This window comes from Erwinia sp. E_sp_B01_1, from assembly GCF_036865545.1.
Classification (GTDB): Bacteria; Pseudomonadota; Gammaproteobacteria; order Enterobacterales; family Enterobacteriaceae; genus Erwinia.
Genome location: NZ_CP142208.1, coordinates 2,262,950 through 2,279,320, shown reverse-complemented (window position 1 = coordinate 2,279,320; position 16,371 = coordinate 2,262,950). Strand labels below are relative to the sequence as shown.

General features: G+C 54.7%; 14 protein-coding genes and 1 pseudogene. 2 read left to right on the top strand and 13 right to left on the bottom strand.

Annotated elements, in window-relative coordinates:
* Window positions 1–18: 18 nt before the first annotated feature.
* The 6 genes from VRC33_RS10910 to VRC33_RS10885 all read right to left on the bottom strand — a co-directional run bounded on the left by VRC33_RS10910 (window position 19) and on the right by VRC33_RS10885 (window position 6,993).
* Window positions 19–1,662 carry a GMC family oxidoreductase gene (locus tag VRC33_RS10910; protein WP_338563754.1) on the bottom strand — a complete coding sequence of 548 codons (1,644 nt, stop codon included), beginning with the start codon at window positions 1,660–1,662 and terminating at the stop codon, window positions 19–21.
* Window positions 1,659–2,186 (bottom strand): sugar dehydrogenase complex small subunit, encoded by a 528-nt coding sequence (locus tag VRC33_RS10905; protein ID WP_338563752.1) that lies wholly within the window; start codon window positions 2,184–2,186, stop codon window positions 1,659–1,661. Before VRC33_RS10905 ends, VRC33_RS10910 begins: the two co-directional genes overlap by 4 nt.
* Complete coding sequence (locus VRC33_RS10900) at window positions 2,176–3,576, bottom strand: cytochrome c (protein ID WP_338563749.1); 1,401 nt, start codon at window positions 3,574–3,576, stop codon at window positions 2,176–2,178. Before VRC33_RS10900 ends, VRC33_RS10905 begins: the two co-directional genes overlap by 11 nt.
* 113 nt (window positions 3,577–3,689) lie before the next feature.
* Window positions 3,690–4,397 carry a hypothetical protein gene (locus VRC33_RS10895; protein WP_338563745.1) on the bottom strand — a complete coding sequence of 236 codons (708 nt, stop codon included), beginning with the start codon at window positions 4,395–4,397 and terminating at the stop codon, window positions 3,690–3,692.
* An 82-nt stretch (window positions 4,398–4,479) separates the two neighbouring features.
* Window positions 4,480–5,628 carry a beta-propeller fold lactonase family protein gene (locus VRC33_RS10890; RefSeq protein ID WP_338563743.1) on the bottom strand — a complete coding sequence of 383 codons (1,149 nt, stop codon included), beginning with the start codon at window positions 5,626–5,628 and terminating at the stop codon, window positions 4,480–4,482.
* Between the two features lie 57 nt (window positions 5,629–5,685).
* Window positions 5,686–6,993 (bottom strand): MFS transporter, encoded by a 1,308-nt coding sequence (locus VRC33_RS10885; protein WP_338563741.1) that lies wholly within the window; start codon window positions 6,991–6,993, stop codon window positions 5,686–5,688.
* A gap of 265 nt (window positions 6,994–7,258) precedes the next feature.
* On the opposite strand from VRC33_RS10885, the gene VRC33_RS10880 reads away from it, so the two are divergent.
* On the top strand, window positions 7,259–8,290 hold the full coding sequence (locus tag VRC33_RS10880) for a LacI family DNA-binding transcriptional regulator (protein WP_338563739.1): 1,032 nt from the start codon (window positions 7,259–7,261) through the stop codon (window positions 8,288–8,290).
* Here VRC33_RS10880 and VRC33_RS10875 read toward each other — a convergent pair.
* Window positions 8,287–8,976 carry a substrate-binding domain-containing protein gene (locus VRC33_RS10875; protein ID WP_338563737.1) on the bottom strand — a complete coding sequence of 230 codons (690 nt, stop codon included), beginning with the start codon at window positions 8,974–8,976 and terminating at the stop codon, window positions 8,287–8,289. The genes VRC33_RS10880 and VRC33_RS10875 overlap by 4 nt on opposite strands.
* Before the next feature lie 67 nt (window positions 8,977–9,043).
* Window positions 9,044–10,291 carry an alpha-hydroxy acid oxidase gene (locus tag VRC33_RS10870; protein WP_338563734.1) on the bottom strand — a complete coding sequence of 416 codons (1,248 nt, stop codon included), beginning with the start codon at window positions 10,289–10,291 and terminating at the stop codon, window positions 9,044–9,046.
* 207 nt (window positions 10,292–10,498) lie between these two features.
* On the opposite strand from VRC33_RS10870, the gene VRC33_RS10865 reads away from it, so the two are divergent.
* Window positions 10,499–11,155 (top strand): aspartate/glutamate racemase family protein, encoded by a 657-nt coding sequence (locus tag VRC33_RS10865; protein WP_338563731.1) that lies wholly within the window; start codon window positions 10,499–10,501, stop codon window positions 11,153–11,155.
* Between the two features lie 66 nt (window positions 11,156–11,221).
* Here the strand turns inward: VRC33_RS10865 and VRC33_RS10860 are convergent, their stop codons facing one another.
* The 5 genes and pseudogenes from VRC33_RS10860 to VRC33_RS10840 all read right to left on the bottom strand — a co-directional run.
* The gene (locus VRC33_RS10860; RefSeq protein WP_338563727.1) at window positions 11,222–12,820 is read right to left on the bottom strand and encodes an HrpF/NolX family T3SS translocon protein; all 1,599 of its coding nucleotides are present in this window, start codon (window positions 12,818–12,820) and stop codon (window positions 11,222–11,224) included.
* Window positions 12,821–13,084: 264 nt separating this feature from the next.
* A complete protein-coding gene (locus VRC33_RS10855) occupies window positions 13,085–13,744 on the bottom strand; it encodes a DUF2931 family protein (RefSeq protein WP_338563725.1) in 660 nt (219 codons plus the stop codon).
* Complete coding sequence (locus tag VRC33_RS10850; protein WP_338563723.1) at window positions 13,741–15,600, bottom strand: DUF2235 domain-containing protein; 1,860 nt, start codon at window positions 15,598–15,600, stop codon at window positions 13,741–13,743. Before VRC33_RS10850 ends, VRC33_RS10855 begins: the two co-directional genes overlap by 4 nt.
* Window positions 15,601–15,604: 4 nt before the next feature.
* Complete coding sequence (locus VRC33_RS10845; protein WP_338563721.1) at window positions 15,605–15,895, bottom strand: hypothetical protein; 291 nt, start codon at window positions 15,893–15,895, stop codon at window positions 15,605–15,607.
* A gap of 79 nt (window positions 15,896–15,974) precedes the next feature.
* Window positions 15,975–16,292: pseudogene (locus VRC33_RS10840) on the bottom strand (recombinase family protein); the annotation flags it as partial.
* Between the last annotated feature and the right edge of the window lie 79 nt (window positions 16,293–16,371).

The following is a 16,371-nucleotide window of genomic DNA, read 5'->3' as shown; positions in this document are numbered from 1 at the left end:
GGTTGAGGGCGATAACATTCAGCTTTGTTTCATCCCTTTCAGCATATTATCGGCCAGCCGTAAGCTTAAAGCCGCGCCTGTTAAGGTCGGATTCATGCAGGAGGCGGAGGGCATCACGCTGGTGCCGGCAATCCACAGATTTGGATGATCGTGGGTACGGCAGTCACTGTTCACCACCGAGTTCTTTGGATCGTTGCCCATAATGGTGGTACCCATGATGTGCTGACGATCCTGGAATTTGGTATCGATCGACAGTATCTCGGCGTTCAGCAGCTCAGCGAACTTATGAAAATCCTTGATGCCCTCTTCTTTCCCGGCGTGCCAGTAATCCGTCACGCTATAGTAGATTTCCGGCAGGGGGATCCCAATCGCATCTTTTTTAGTTTTGCTGGGCGTTACGCGGTTCTCCGGCAACGGCAGCGTTTCAAAGTCGATAGCGAAGTTAAGTGAACGCGCTGACAGGCGGCGGAGTTCCGAATCAAGCTTAGATCCCAGTACCCCTTTCTCAATCAGTGAAGCCGCGTAATCCGCCGTCGGCACCGTATTACGCACCTTGATTTTGTAGCTGGGGAAATTTTTGCGGAATGCGCCATCACGGTTATTCAGCCAGACCAGCAGTTCTGTCGGCCCCTGACCCGGCCAGACATCCTCTGACATCATCACATTCATGCTGATCCCGGTATGCCCCATCAGATTACGCCCGACCTGATCGGAAGAGTTGGCGATGCCGTTGGGATACTTTTCCGAAGTGGACATCAACAACAGCTTGGGTGATTCAATACCGTACGCGGCCAGCACAAAGTAGTTTGCGGTGAGATGATGTTCAGACCCATCCGGCTTTTTGTACCTTACGCCGGTAATGCTCCCGTCCTCTCCCGCTTCGATACGGTATACCACCGCATTGTCGAGCAGCTTTGCGCCAAGACGTTCAGCTTCATCAATGTGCATTGAACCATCATATTTGGCCGCAATCGGACAGACCGGGTTACAGTTATTGTTACCACCACACACCGGACGTTTACCCCAGGGTTTGGTTGCGCGTCCGTTAGGTTCCAGCACCGGATTGTAGCCGCCTTTACCAAGCATGTCGGTCAGGCGATCGAACAGGTAACTGGTTGGCAAACCCGGCATCGGGAACGGCGTGGAGCGTGGCGGCCAGGCTTTGCCACCCTGTCCACTTTCGTCCTGACCCTCCATTCCGGATACCCCCAGCTCATGCTCTGCTTTGCCATACCAGGGCTCAAGCTCATCGTAACCGAATGGCCAGTCACGGCCACGACCGTAGAGGCTGTTGAGTTTGAAATCGTTGGGGATCATCCGCCACAACGCGGAACCAAAATGCCAGGTTGTGCCGCCAACCACGCGCAGGTATTTAGTCGGATATTTCACCGGCCCGACCTGTTGAAGGTAATCTCCGTAGGTGGACGGTATATGCGGCGGATTGGGATACGGTGACCCCACGCCCTGCAATTTAATGTTGGTAAGTGACATTTTAAACGGCGAGTTGCGGAAGCGCTCAACGATCTCCTGTCGCGAAACGCGTGGCCCCGCCTCAAGAATGATCACTGATTTACCGGCTTTAGCCATCTGCGTTGCAATCACCCCGCCCATCACGCCGGAGCCTATGATGATGACATCCGCATCCACTTTTTGTGCACTCATTCGCCTTCTCCTGTAGTAGCCACTTTGCCCTGCGTCACTGCCCAATAGAACGGCCCACCGCCGTAGGTCGGCACCACCAGAATGTCTCTGGTCGGCAGGTACATCAGCGCACCGGCGTAAGCTATCAATTCCAGATCGCTGCCCTTGCCCACCACGCCTGAGTACCAGGCTGATATCATCGTTTTTGCTGTCTGCCAGTCACTGTTGTCCGCACCAAACGCCGCGAGGAAATCATCAACGTGCGCAAATTGATGCTGCTGCAACAGCGTGTTCAGGCTGCTGAGTTTTTGCGGGAACTGCGCATCGTGGCGCGTCAGGCCATCGTAGTAGCGCTGACCCAGTACCGGGCCAACCTGGCGGCTGACCAGGAACGCTGAAACCGGGAGAAAAGCGTTGTCAGACATCTGCCCGGCGGCCACTGCGCGTGCCGGAAACAGGGAATTGCACATCGCGCCGAGGGACAATATGCCCATGCCCTGCAGCAAACGCCGCCGGGAAATCGCTGACGGAGAGTTATGCCTCATGTTTTTTACCCCTGCGAGAAAATGAAACAACGATCAGCAACAGCACGATCGTCACCACAGCCCCCGCCACCCAGACAGCAGGCTGCGCCAGACGGGCAATCAGCGGACGTTCGCCACCTTCACGCACGGTTTTCACCTGCTCTGGCGTTACCCTGAGCTGTGCATTGCCAAAGTTCTTCAACACATAATTACTGACATCCGAGATTTGCTGGTCGCTCAGGCGGTCGGTGAACAACCCATCAGGACCAAAGCCCGGCATATCCACCACTTTGCCATCCACCGTGCGATGGACACCGTAAACGATGGCCGCAATCAGGTTGTCGGCCTGAGGAGCGCCGGTTGTGGTGTTATGGAACAGCGAAGGATAAATACGGTTGCCAGAACCGTCTGGCTGGTGGCAGTTGGCGCAGGTGCTGCCATACACTTTCCAGCCGGGATCGGGATCTTTTACTGCGCGCATTTCCGCTTCACTGGTTGCCGGTTGCCCCAGGTTGTCCCGTGATGTCTTCACGGGCTGGCTGACTGCGGGGATCTGACGCAAATAGGCGACTATGGCAGTGATATCGTCGTCGGAAAGGTGTTGCAGGCTGTGTTCAACCGCTTCAGCCATTGGCCCGGCGGCCTGAGCTTTGCCCGCGACATGACCGGTTTTCAGATACTGGGCGATCTCTGTGTCGCGCCAGTTACCGATACCTGCCTGCTTATCCGGGGTGATGTTCGGGGCATACCAGCTTCCGAGGCTACCGCCACCTAAAGCCTGGTCGTTGTCCTGCCCCATCAGCGCATTGCGCGGCGTGTGACAGGTATCGCAGTGCGCCAGCGCATTGACCAGATAATCACCGCGATTGATCAGAGCGGATTTATCTTTTTGCGGAATAAACACGGTTTTATCGGCGAACAGCCTGTTCCAGATGAACATAGTTGAGCGGATATTAAACGGGAAAGGTAAATCAGTGGCCTGCGGGACATTATCGTCTGCTTTCACGCCATGCATAAAATAAGCATAGAGTGCATGAATATCATCATCGGTAATTTTTGCGTATGAGGTGTAAGGCATAGCCGGATACAGGTGTTGCCCCTGCTTATTAACGCCATTGCGCACGGCACTGGCAAAATCTTCTTCGGTATAGTTCCCTATCCCTGCAATTTTAGAGGGGGTGATATTGCTGGCCACGATATTTCCCAGCGGCGAGGAGATAATATAACCGCCTGACATTTCCGGGCCGTGGGAGGGCGCTGTATGACAGGCACCACAATCTGCAGCTATGGCCAGATACTTGCCTTTTGCTATAAGAGACACAGAGTCATCCGCCTTTTCAGCCTGAGCTAAAAAGGGTGCAGAGATCAATATGCTTAATGCAAAAGGCAGACAACGTTGTCTTGCCTTCATTATGATTGCTTCCGGTAAATAACTAAAAGGTGTCAATAATAAATGCCCCTCTGCGGTATCACCGCAGAGAGGCAGAGTATCAAAAGGGTTTGATTAACAACTTACAAACAGTGCTATAACAGTTCATAATCATTGAAGACGATATTTTCGCCACTGGCGGCGGTTAAATCGACCTTACCCGGCTCGGTCAAAAAGGCGTCCCCCGCATGAACCCAGACTTCCTTAACCCGGTTATTATGCGCGGGATCGGCGATGAGCACCCTGCCTTCCGTAAAGAACACGCGCACGCCAGGGCCGTGCTGGGTATAGTCGCCAGTGCTTTCGCCTGGTTTCAGCGTGACCTTCCATCCCTTAACGGTTTTTTTATCCAGCACCTGCTGGAAGGCCTGCCCTGAAGGCCGGGTCGCCCCGCCAAAATGTTGTGGGCCGGGAATGTTGATTTCAAACGCGACCTGATGATTGACGCTGGTCCCGGTATTGGTAACTTTATCGGTGTCAGATTTTCCCTGATGCTCGCCGAATTTTACGTTACCGCTTTTCATCTCGGTGTTATTTACCGGCTTGTCGGGATAGTTAATGCTTACCGGGCTGCCCTGAATATGTGTATTAACATAATCGAGGTGCTGCTCATGAAACAGCGTGGAGTGTCCGGGCTGGATCAGCACCCGCATAACCGTGACATATTTATTCTCCAGAATAACGTGATGCAGGGGTTCCAGATCGGTAGCCACAACTTTCTCTGCGGCCTGCGCCTGCATTCCGGCAGAAAAAAATAAAGGGACTAATAAACTCGTCAGTAACTTCTGTTTACTTCCGGACATAACTTTTCCTTTTGCGTGAAAGCATAGAATATCTTTCTGATGACCTCAGTGAATGTAAGAGCGCTCAAGTGACAACGATTTTTTATTCGACGATTGTCACCCAGTTGGCTCCGTTACCCGTTGGCACACGCTCAAGTAAATTGAGCCGGCCATTTCCCTGATCAATAGAATAGAGCGCCACCTTATTCGACTTCTGTCCTGATTCGATTAAGTAATGGCCTGTCTTATCTATAGCAAATCCGCGTGGCTGGGTTTCAGTTTTCAGGCTGCTAATAAAAGATAACCTGCCATCCTCCGGGGAGACGCGAAATGCCGTGATAGTGCTGCTGGTACGCTCAGTGGAATAGAGAAAACGCCCGTCAGGCGTAATATGAATGTCGGCCTGCCATATCCGCGGTTTCGCTGACTGAGGTAAATCATCGTCGCCGGTCAGCGGCCTTGGCTCCCCCCGCTGCATCCCACCGGCAATAACCGGATCGAGTGACGGTGTCACTTCTTTTTCCTGCAGAGTGCCGTCTTTATCCTGCGTCAGCCGTGAGATATTGCCTGCCATCTCCGTCAGCAGATAGATGTTCTGCTCGCCCTTCCCATCACGTTTCGGTGCAAAAACAAAATGACGGGGTCCGGTAGCCGCTTCACGCTGAATATTCACAAAGCCTGGAGTATTAGCAGTGACTTTGCCGCTCTGACTGTCAAACCGGTACTGCAACATCTGATCTGCACCAAGCAGTGGAACATACAGATAGCGGTTAGTGGGATCGGTCTGAATGGAGTGGGCACGTTTGCCAGTGTGCACCACCTGTACAGGCGCGCTTTCCACTTTACCGTCATCAGCGATGCGGTTAATGCTGAACATATCGCCGCCATAAGATGAGGAGAGGAGAAATCGCCCGGTTTTATCCAGCGCGACATAAGCCATCGCTTCCGGCAGCGGCGTATCGGCAAAATGGGTCAACGACCCATCCGTCTGAATATGCCAGGCCGATATATGATAAGGCTGGCTGCGCACAGAGACATAGAGCGTCTTTTTATCGCCGGAGACCACCAGAGGCATGCTTTTCAGGCCGGTTGGATAGTCGCCAACGGGCGTCAGTTTATGCTTCCCCTTATCCAGTGCGTAGGCGTTCACCGTGCCGCTGTCCCCGTTTGATACGTAAACAAATGTCTTTTCCTGCGCCATTGCGGCTGATGCGATCAGCATCATGCCGGCGACCATGACCACCTTTTTCATTATCAGTCTCTTTTTTTCAGGGTACGGGTACAAAATCGTTATGCCTGTTGTTTTTGCTCAGTCGTTGGCAGTGGCAACCACATTCCTTTTGGGACTGGTGCTGACAGGAAGCGGCTCCAGCTTGCCGAGTACAAACATGAAGGTCAGCGCGCCCAGCACGCAGATGCCCCCCGCTACCACTAAAGGCACCACGAAAGAACCGTGGCTGAGGCTGAGCATTAATCCGGTGAACGAGGCGGTAACAATCCCGGCGAGATTTCCCGCAAAGTTCTGGATGCCTCCCAGGGTGGCAACATAGTTACTGGCCGGAGCCACATCAGCAGGCAGCGTCCAGATATTGGCTGCGGTAAACGCCAGACCGGCGTAGGTGATGGAGAACAGCGTCAGGATCACCGCAATGCTGTCGGTGAAGGCAGCGAAAGCTATTACGGAAGAGAGCAGCATGCCTGTGACCAGACAGGTTTTACGTGCTGCTGTCAGGCTGAATCCTTTACGGTAGAGCGTGTCGGAAACCAGACCGCCTAACAGACTGCCGGGAATGCCCATCAGAGCCGGGATCGCCCCCAAAGTGCCCAACTCTTTCAGCGAGAAGCCGTGCGCCATCGTCAGGTAGGTCGGGAACCAGGTCACAAAGAAGTAGGTGGCAAAGTTCATGCAGAAGAATCCAATCATCATGCCCCAGACGTTACGGTGGCGGAACAACGACCAGAGCTCGACCTTCGCGTTTTCATCGGTCACCGGTACAGCGCGATCTTCGATAAGGTTCTGGCGTTCCGTTTCATCCAGCCCTTTCATCTTTTCGGGATCGCGGTAGAACACCAGCCAGATGACCACCCATACCAGGCCTAGTGCACCGGTGACCACAAAAGAGGTTTCCCAGTCCCAGGTACTGATCAGCCAGGCGACCAGCGGCAGCGCCAGCGCACTCCCGGCACGCGGGCCGGCATCAAAGATCCCACTGGCGGTGGCGCGCTGTTTTTTAGGAAACCAGCTGTAAACCACCTTAACGCAGCCGGGATTGCCTCCCGCTTCACCAATACCCAGTGCCAGACGGGCAGCAAACAGTGAGGTAAATCCTTTCCCGAATGAAGTAAACACGGTGAAGAGAGACCACCAGCCCACCGCCAGCGCAAGGCCAGTACGCGCGCCAAGGCGGTCAATCAGGCGTCCCGCCGGGATCTGCATCAGCGCATAGGTCCAGAAGAACGCGCCCAGCACCAGGCCCATGCTGGTGTCATCAAGACCCAGGTCGGCTTTGATATGCGGAGCGGCAATAGCCAGGTTAATGCGGTCGATGTAATTGATGGCGATGGCAAAAAAGCAGAACACGATCATCAGCCAGCGAATTCGTGGATATCTGCGCATGGTGAATTCCTTTATTATTTATGCATAGGTTACAGAGATTCTGCGGCATATCAGCCTGCAGCAGCCCGCGTTGCGGTTAGAATCTGGCGATGCACGTCATGAGATTGTTAATAATACGTGAGCATGTTTCGCCAAACTGATAACATAATGTAGAAAGTAAGCGATTACAAAATACAGTCAAGCCAAAAGTAAGCGCTTTCAAATTTGACGGTGAGTTGTCTGCAAATTTTGTGGGTGAGCTCACTCTTTCAGCAGGAGTAACTTGATGAGTGAGAAACAAAATGGATCTGGCCGCGTATCACTGGAAGATGTTGCACGTCTCTCAGGGGTATCCACCGCCACGGTCTCACGGGTGCTGAACGGCAGCAGCACGGTGAAAGCAGCACGCCGCGAAGCGGTGGAAAAAGCCTGTGAAGAACTGGGGTACGTTATTAACCGTGCCGCGCGCACTCTGGCTTCACGCCGGAGTATGACCATTGGTGCCGTGGTCCCCACGCTTGCAACAGAAACTTTTTCGCGACCGCTTGCAGCATTTCAACAACTGATACATGAAGCGGGTTATACCCTGCTGCTGGCAAATTCTAATTTTGACCCGGAGACCGAGCTGAAAGAGGTCAACAAGCTGATTGAATACGGTATTGACGGCCTCATGCTGGTGGGTAATACCCATCATCCGAGGCTGTGGGAGCGTATAGAGCAGCAAAATATCGCCTGTGTGCAGGCCTTTTCTCAGGATCGGGAAAAACCCAGCGTCGGTTACGACAGCGAGGGGGCAGCGGAGACGCTTGCCAATCACCTGCTTGGACTGGGGCACCGGCGTTTCGCCGTGATTGTGGGGACACCGCCTACCAACGACCGTGTCTCAGAACGCCTTAAAGGCACACGGCGGGCGTTGCAGCAGCATGGCCTTTCGCTGCCTGATACACACCTGATCGACAATGCCTTTACCATGAATGAGGCGCGTAAGGCGGTTTTCCGTCTGCTTGATGGCGCTGAACCCCCTACTGCGATTGTCTGCGGTAACGATCTGCTGGCTTTCGGGGCGATGCGGGCGGCCAGCGAACGTTACCTGCGCATTCCAAATGACATCTCTATCGTCGGCTTCAACGATTACGAGTATGCCGAGCACCTGGAACATCCGCTGACCACCATGCGCGTTGATCTGGCGTCGATTGGTCAACACGCCGCACGGTATCTGTTAAATACGCTGAATAATCAGACCGCTGAAGCGCATACGGCAATCAAAACCGAGCTTATAGTCCGGGGCAGCACCGGATCTGTGCCGCGAGAGCCTTAATCGCGGCGCACCAGACCAAACTGGGTGAAAATCTCCGTCACCTGAGGCTGCTTCAGCCACGCCAGAAATTCTCCTGCCCGCGCAGGAAGCTCAGCCTGGGCCAGCACAGCAGCCGAAATCGAAATGGGCTGCTGTGTGCCGGGCGGCAGCGGGCCTGCGATATCAATACCCCTGACCATCAACAGCTCGCTGATCTGCTGCACCGCCAGGTCCGCGTTTCCCTTCACCAGTTGCTCAGCGGTAAAACCGGCAGGAATGACGGTGCCACGCGAACGCAGCTCCTGATCAATGCCGAGCTGCTTCATCAACTGTGAAAACCAGACGCCACTGGCTCCGGCTTCCGACCAGGCCACAGATCGCGCCGCGAGCAGGCTCTCAACCAACCTGTCGCGGCTGCTGATATCCGGCTTCGGCGCGCCCTCCACCACCGCGATGCCAATCGGAGAGTCAACCAGTTCAATGCGGCTCCCGGCATCAGCCAGCCCGGACTGAATCAGGTTACTGACCGTTGCAACAGTGGCAATGACCAGGTCAGCCTGCTCGCCCTGCCTGAGCGTTTTTTCAATAACTGTGCTGGGGTGCCAGCGTATCTCCAGCCGCGTATCGGGCTGCTGCTTCTGCCACTGTTCCGTCAGCAAACTGAACGGGGCGCTCAGGGTCAGGGCGCTGTAAATGACTAATTTCATGATTATCCCTCACGTACAAACAGGGTAGTGCAACGCAGCAGTGCACTGTATGAAACTGATTTCATGATTATCCCTCGCGTGCAAACAGGGGAGCACGACGCAGCAATGCGGAATCGAGTTGTCCGGGACGGCTCACTCCAATCAGTGCCATATCCCGGTCAATTTCATCGCGCAGAATATGCATCGCATGTTCAATTCCGGCCTGAGCGCCGATAACGGAGCCATACAGGAACGGGCGTCCGAGAAACACAAAGTCGGCCCCAAGCGCCATCGCTTTCATCACGTCTGTGCCCCGGCGAATGCCGCTGTCGATAATCACTTTCATATTCCCTTTGGCAGCGGCAATCTCAGGCAGGGTATGTAACGGGGGAATGGTATGATCGAGCTGGCGCCCACCGTGGTTGGAGAGGATCACCGCATCGGCCCCTGCATCCCGCGCAATAAACGCATCCTCAGGCGACATCAGCCCTTTAATCACCAGGTTACCTTTCCATTTTTTGCGGATGGCTTCGACGTGTTTCCAGCTCAGTTTGTCGCGCGCGTTGGTGTTGCGCACCTTGTTCGACATCATGGGTGGGCCGCGCTCGGCATCGGTGTTTTCAAAGTGGGGTGCGCCGTGGCGCAGATAGGTTTGTGCTACGGTACCCAGCAGCCAGCGTGGGCTGATGGCGCTCTGCCACATTACCTTTGGCGTCAGTTTTATCGGCATGCTGAAACCACTGCGCGTGTTATGTTCGCGGTTGCCCAGCATCGGAGTATCTCCGGTTACGACCAGCGTTTTGTAACCCGCACGTTCAACGCGCTCCACCAGCCGGTCAATACGCGGCTGATCGCCTGCCAGATAGGCCTGGAACCACGCATCAGGGTTGGCGGCAATCACCTCCTCAAGCGGGATCAGCGAGGAGGCGCTGAGGATCATCGGCACGTTCATCGCCCGCGCCGCTTTTGCCAGCATCAGGTCGGCACGGTAGCTGACAAAAGACGCGCCGCCAAGCGGAGCAACACCAAAGGGGTGTGACCAGTCATGGCCCAGCAGATTAACCTGCTGATCGCGCCCTGAGACGTCCCTGAACATGCGTGGCACAAAGGCATACTGCTGGTAAGCCTCATAAGCAGCAGCCAGACCTCTTCCGGTTTCAGCGCCCCCCTTAACATACTGAAAAATCATATTGGGCAAACGCTTACGGGCATGACGTTCAAAGTCATCCAGCGCCAGCAGGTCACGAAAATGGCCTGGTACAGTGCTGACCGGACGGGTAGTCGCTTCCGGCGTAACGGCGATGTTGATAGCGGTGGTTTCTCCACGAATTGTCATAGGCATTCTCAGTATCAGAAGTAAGTAAGCGATTTCAAAAATAGACATTCACAGGAATGCGTGCTGGATATATCCTGCCAGACGCCCAGTTTTTTTATGTGACTCCCGTCACTATTTTGCTATTTTTGTAAGCCCTTACATTTTCATTCGGCGCTATTTATGGTCTGGTGTAGCTGAGCGATCCTGCGGCTGATAACGGAGACAACGATGAGCCAACGCATAGTTTTACTGCATGCCACCCCGGTGGCGATGACTCCCATTCAGGAGGCCTTCAACGATTTATGGCCGGAAGCTGAAATTGTTAATCTGCTGGATGATGGGCTGACGATTGATCGTGCTAAAGAGGAGCAGCTTTCACGCGGATTAACTGACCGCTTTGTCGCCCTTGGCCGTTACGGCTACGCCATGAAGGCACAAGGCATACTGGTAACCTGTTCCGCCTTTGGTCCGGCCATTGACGAACTGGCTGAAGCGCTGCCCATCCCGGTGCTGAAACCCAACGAGGCGATGTTTGAAGCGGCGCTGCAGCAGGGCGAACGCATCGGTATGCTGGCGACTTTTGGCCCGTCGCTGGTCACCATGTGCGACGAGTTTGATCGCTATGCGGCGCAGATTGACTCCAGCGCCACGCTGGAAACCGTGCTGGTGCCGGAGGCCATAGATCTGCTGCGCAAAGGGGATGTCGCCAGCCATAACCGGCTGGTGGCGGAGTATGCGCCGCAGTTGAGCCACTGTGATGCGATTATGCTCGCTCACTTCTCCACTTCACGCGCCGCAGAGGCGGTACGGCAGCGTGTCTCTGTTCCGGTGCTGACTGCACCCCACGCGGCAGTGAGAAAGATGCGCGCAGCACTGCGTGGATAAAACAGCGGGATCGGGAAAAGAGTCCCTGATCCCGGACCTCTGCTCCCCGATTCTGACCGGCCCCGCCTAACTCTGTGCCCAGACGCGCGGGCCATCGATCTGCGGATTGCCCCTGGAGGCTGTCTGTGCGGCATCCAGTACCTGACCAGCACCCTCTTTTATCCCCTCCTTCACGCCCTGCTTCAGACCTTCCTTCAGCCCGGCAGTCACCGCAGCGCGTCCGGCTGTGGCCGCCAGACCTGCAGCGCCAACGCCCGGAATAAAGACGGTAAGCGCGGAACCGATATAGCTGAGTATATCCAGCAATTTAAAGATGCCGCCGCCCTTCTCTTTTTTGGTGTCCGGCTGCGTCTCCTGGCCGGTTGCCATATCCTGCCGGGCGGTCATCTCGCCCACCGTTTTGGCGGTGCCCGATAACGAGTCAGGGGTGGCTACCTGATTACTGCCTTTTTTGATAAAGGCATCCAGGTCCCCTTTACTGATGTTCTTGTCATTGGCTTTGTTGAAGAAGTTGCCGCCAGCCCCGTGTTTACCGTTATCAAGCATGGTAAACAGCATTGACTCTGGCTGACTCAGCAGATTTGCCGCATCACGCACATCCTGACTGTTATTTTTGTCGTTAGCGATATCGGCCAGTTTACCGGTCTTCAGGCCTCCGCCTTTAAAGAAGATATCCTGATTATTTTTCAGCGTTTCAACCGCTTTACTCTCCTGCGGTGAGAGCTTCACGTTATAAGAGGCGAGATCGCAAAGACGGTCGCGCGAGACACCGGCATTTGGATCATCCTTGCCGGTCAACTTCTGCCATTCATCGGGATGATCGGTGTAATATTTCGCAGCAGCAGCGACTTGTGGCGGACATTTACCCATATCCTGCGAGCCATCGGCGATTTTCTTTAACGTCTCCGCATTGATGTTTTTTGGCAGGCTTTCGGAATACTGATAAAGCTCGCGCATGGCATCATTGGATGACATCTCGCGCGGTGCCGAGCCTGGCTGAGCGTCGGAAGGCACATAATCGTGGGTATAACTCTCAGCTTTGGCGCTGGCATACTCTTTAACCGCCGGATCTTCCTGCCACTTGCGAATATCTTTCGAACTGATTTTTCCGTCGTGCTTACCATTCTTTGCCGAATCCAGCCGATCGAACATTTGCGGATCGTTCAGCAGGGTCTCCAGCGCTTTTTTCTCATCGGTTGGCGTGTCGGGGTCGTCGCGGAGCTTCTCCATGCCCTCGCGGTTAGTGGCTTTCTTAAGGAGATCTTCATGCCGCCCCAGCGTAGTCACCACCTGCTCAAACGGCATCTGACCGTTGCTGGATTCGCCTTCAGCGGCGCTTTCTGCCGTCAGCGGCTGATCGAGTCTGGCGGTAGCGGCTGAGGTGGCAGGGGCCGCTTCCCCGCCCGCCTGGGTTATCAGGTTACCCAGCAGCGACGAGATCAGTTGTTTGATCATCGTCTCTAAGGATTGCGGGCTATCCTGGCTGAGCTGAGCTGCCGGGTTGCGGTTGCTTTCGGCTGACTGTGCCTGTCCCTCCAGGGATGATATAAATGAAAGCACGCCGGATTTGGTGGCCGGCTGCTGGGTTGGCGTGGTGCCTTTATCCGGCAACGTACCGATCATGGGTTTATTTGTAGCAGGTGGTGAAAAGCCAGAAAGACGCATCAGGATCCCCTCCCGTAAGTATGGAGGTACTGTGTGGCTTTTTAGCTCCGGGAGTTCCTTATCACCTGAATCTTCCTGGGGTTTCGCGCACATTTCCCCGAAAAGTGCCACCTGGCGTCTAAAAAATTATTATTATCATACTATTAACCTATAAAAACAGGCTCTGTTAAGGGGCTGGCGCTCAGTGGAACGAAAACTCACGTTAAGAGATTTTGGTCAGGCGATTATAAAAAAGGATCCGCACGGGATCCTTTACAGGGGCTACTACCAGCTACCATAGGGATAGGTTTTCCCTTTGATAAAATCCTTTATGTCCTGATCATATCCGTAAGAAAAGTCACTCTGCGTAATCCCTTTACAGGCATCCAGTTTATCCCCGGACAGCGTGGTCATTTTTACCGGTTCAACCGGCAGGTTATCACCGCCTGCGCTGTTCTGAAGCCAGATACGGACTTTACCCTCTGGTGCCAGCCCGAACAGTAATGTTTTATACCAGGCCGTATTACCTCTTCTGTCCCTGCCGGTTGGTACAGACATTTTTTCCCGAAGAGCGGATGAGAAGGTGATACGCGTCTCGTAGGTCTTTTTATCGATGACCGAATCCCAGCAGAACAGCATTAGCGCGGGCGGATGCCGGACCTTGTTGAACTGGATCCCCCCGTCATCTGTTCTGCTGTTCCAGATCCCCACAACATCAGGGTCATTCTGGGTACTGTCCAGTGTCCGGAAGGTGGATACCACCTTTTCGTTGTCGATAATCAGCGCTTTCGTCACTACCGCTGGTAATGCCCTGGGGGTGAAAAACGCAAAACCGACCTCACCATAGGGCATTTCACCGGTGTCTTCCGGCGTCTGCGCTTCGCCTGCACAACAGCCGCTGACCATGACCAGCATCACCAGGGGAAAAAGGGATTTCAGCCTCATACCTTCTTCCCGTCCATGCTATAGACGGAACGTTTCCACTGCTCATCCGGGCGGTCGATAAAGCCAATCAGCTCTGAGGGTGATGCGCCCCCGTGAATGAAGCCGTCCGTATTCACCACGATGGCATTCCAGTTGGCCGAACAGTGAATATACTTCTCCGCAATCACGTCCACCTCATCCTGGCTGAAAGCCGGTGGCGTCTGGCCGCTGCGGACAGCTTTCCCCATAGTCAACGCCTTATCACACAAAGAAGACAGCTCATCCGGGAGGTGTAATTCATGATTCGTTGCGCGAATAGGGTCAAACACCACCCCGGCTTCCTGCGCAGCCTCAAGCATCACCCTCAGCGCCACGCGGGACCAGTCGTTTCTGACGGTCCGCTCACGCAGGGTCAGTGCCGCAAAGCTGCGCTTCTGCATCTGGCCATACCGATCCGGAGGAAGCCTGTCGTCATGCCAGGTTTCTGCCGATATTTCATTTGTCCGCAGCAGCGGGGCCAGGCAAGGCGATTTATCCAGCGCCTGCAACTGCGCCACGGCCTGCCGGTAGGCCTGCGTCTTTTCGCCGGGCTGACTGTATGGTACGGTTTCCGTTGCAGGCCGCGTCAGAAAAAGATGTTCCTTCGTGACGGGCAGATAGCCGCCGCCAATATCGGAATGCACGCCGGGCAGCGCCAGTTCCGGCCACGCCGGTTTCACGCTGTTCAGCGCAAAGTTGAACCGGCATTCGTTCGCGGCAGTGATATGAAACACCTTCTCCGCCACGCCGGGGCGCAGAGTGAGTTTCACGTCACCGGTATCCGCGCTGTGCGGATTCAGACCGTTAACCGGCGTACCTATGGCGGCAACGGTATCGAAAATGCCGATGAAGCGTATTTTACCGGCAGGAGAACCATTGAAGTCCGTGCCAGTTACACCCTGCCTGATTGCGCTGATAATAGCGGGGTCTTCAGACTGGATGCGGTTGGCAAAATGGCGGGCCGCCGCTGCACCGCGGCTGAAGCCAAAAATATCGAATTGCAGGGCACTGATGATGAGCGTGCAGTCAGTCTGCTTTTTACTGACCGCATCCAGCGCATCCTGAATACTGTCAGCAAGCATGGAAACCGCTTTATCCGTTTTGGCAACAACACCGGTATCAGAAATACCAAACCCCTGGCCCAGCTTGCTGTCAGGTTTTCCCGCGTCAGTGCCAATACCGTCAATATATACAGCTCGCTGCACATCGGGGCTGTCTTCAGTAAGGCGACGGCTGTAGAGCGTGCTCAGCCAGTGAATATTGGTGTAGTACCCGGTATAGCTGGTTGCACCGCTGCCCGACACACCAAAATTGTCACGGGCGCATTTTGCCAGAATGGACTCAGCTTCCGGGTCATCCAGATTGTAATGACCTGCGGTATACGCCTTCAGCATGTTCTGTGTGTTAACGGCATTGTTGCCGGTACCGTCGAAGAACAAGCCTATCGTCAGCATGATCTTCCGTTTCTTTCTCATCACCGTCTGCGCATGCTGTTCCGGCTCCGGAGCGACTGCCGGGGTCATCCCGGCTTTTGCCGCTGAAAGCTGCGGTATCGTACCCGGCGCAATCAGAAAATTGGTTCCCTGTGGGCACCCGCAACGGATTGCCGAGCCATCCACCGCGACTGCGGCGCTGTTTGAGTGCCGGTGATCGCCGTCCACAATTATCCCCACTTCCCCGCACTTCGGGCAGGGAGTAGTCTTGTCGCCAATATAGAGCTTCAGCAGCCCCATGACCGACATACCGGGACGGGCCGCGATACATTGCGCCCCCGTTGAAGTCCTGTCCCCGTGCAGCCCGACGTTTTTACCGTGAATGATACAGCCTCTTCGGATCATCGGCTCAGCCCTCTGCCGGTAAAAAATCAGCATCCATTGGCAGACCTTTCTGCTCATTCAGCGTACATTCCGCCTGTGGGGTGCTGATAATCACATCACCGTTACTCAGCCGGCTGCCGACCAGCGCGATCCGGTAAATCGCCACCACCGGATGTTCAAGCAGAAATGCCTCCTGCTCTTCAACCGTCTGACGGGCACCTGCAGACATCCCGGCCTTTTTCTCCGCTGAGAAGGGCGGACGCGCCAGTGAGGCGGCTAATTCCGGGGTCAGTTCGTTGGTATACTGCTGTTCCATATAAAATCCCTCTTATTCCTGTGGTTACTTGTCCCATAGTAACCGGATGGCATGACTTAACCAAAATTTAGTGCCAGCGTCAGAGCGGCTGAACTGCCTTTTCGTCTTCAAGAATTTTATACACCATGGAACGGGCAATGCCGGGCTGCCGGGCGATATCCGTTGCGCCAGTTCCTTTGCCGTGGAGTGCCAGTACACTATTTCTGTCGATGGTGCGTCTGCGGCCAAAGCGGATGCCTTTCAGCTTTGCTTCCTGTCTGCCTTCATTCGTACGCTCCAGTATCCTGCGCCGCTCGGCCTGGGCTACAGCTGACAGGATGGTCACCACCATCTGGCCCATTTCACCATCGGTACTGATCCCGTCATCAATAAACCGGACGGCCACGCCCTGGGCGTCAATATTCTTTTGAGGAGCAGGCTGCAATCACAGATCTGGATGGTATCCTGGAAGATGTTGATCCATTAAGTGAAGAAGA

Excerpts from the sequence above, each read along its gene's own strand:
- VRC33_RS10895 (WP_338563745.1), bottom strand. The coding sequence starts at position 4,397 with ATGTCCGGAAGTAAACAGAAGTTACTGACGAGTTTATTAGTCCCTTTA.
- VRC33_RS10880 (WP_338563739.1), top strand. The coding sequence starts at position 7,259 with ATGAGTGAGAAACAAAATGGATCTGGCCGCGTATCACTGGAAGATGTT.
- VRC33_RS10860 (WP_338563727.1), bottom strand. The coding sequence starts at position 12,820 with ATGCGTCTTTCTGGCTTTTCACCACCTGCTACAAATAAACCCATGATC.
- VRC33_RS10910 (WP_338563754.1), bottom strand. The coding sequence starts at position 1,662 with ATGAGTGCACAAAAAGTGGATGCGGATGTCATCATCATAGGCTCCGGC.
- VRC33_RS10885 (WP_338563741.1), bottom strand. The coding sequence starts at position 6,993 with ATGCGCAGATATCCACGAATTCGCTGGCTGATGATCGTGTTCTGCTTT.
- VRC33_RS10845 (WP_338563721.1), bottom strand. The coding sequence starts at position 15,895 with ATGGAACAGCAGTATACCAACGAACTGACCCCGGAATTAGCCGCCTCA.
- VRC33_RS10890 (WP_338563743.1), bottom strand. The coding sequence starts at position 5,628 with ATGAAAAAGGTGGTCATGGTCGCCGGCATGATGCTGATCGCATCAGCC.
- VRC33_RS10865 (WP_338563731.1), top strand. The coding sequence starts at position 10,499 with ATGAGCCAACGCATAGTTTTACTGCATGCCACCCCGGTGGCGATGACT.
- VRC33_RS10850 (WP_338563723.1), bottom strand. The coding sequence starts at position 15,600 with ATGATCCGAAGAGGCTGTATCATTCACGGTAAAAACGTCGGGCTGCAC.
- VRC33_RS10870 (WP_338563734.1), bottom strand. The coding sequence starts at position 10,291 with ATGACAATTCGTGGAGAAACCACCGCTATCAACATCGCCGTTACGCCG.
- VRC33_RS10905 (WP_338563752.1), bottom strand. The coding sequence starts at position 2,186 with ATGAGGCATAACTCTCCGTCAGCGATTTCCCGGCGGCGTTTGCTGCAG.
- VRC33_RS10900 (WP_338563749.1), bottom strand. The coding sequence starts at position 3,576 with ATGAAGGCAAGACAACGTTGTCTGCCTTTTGCATTAAGCATATTGATC.
- VRC33_RS10875 (WP_338563737.1), bottom strand. The coding sequence starts at position 8,976 with ATGAAATTAGTCATTTACAGCGCCCTGACCCTGAGCGCCCCGTTCAGT.
- VRC33_RS10855 (WP_338563725.1), bottom strand. The coding sequence starts at position 13,744 with ATGAGGCTGAAATCCCTTTTTCCCCTGGTGATGCTGGTCATGGTCAGC.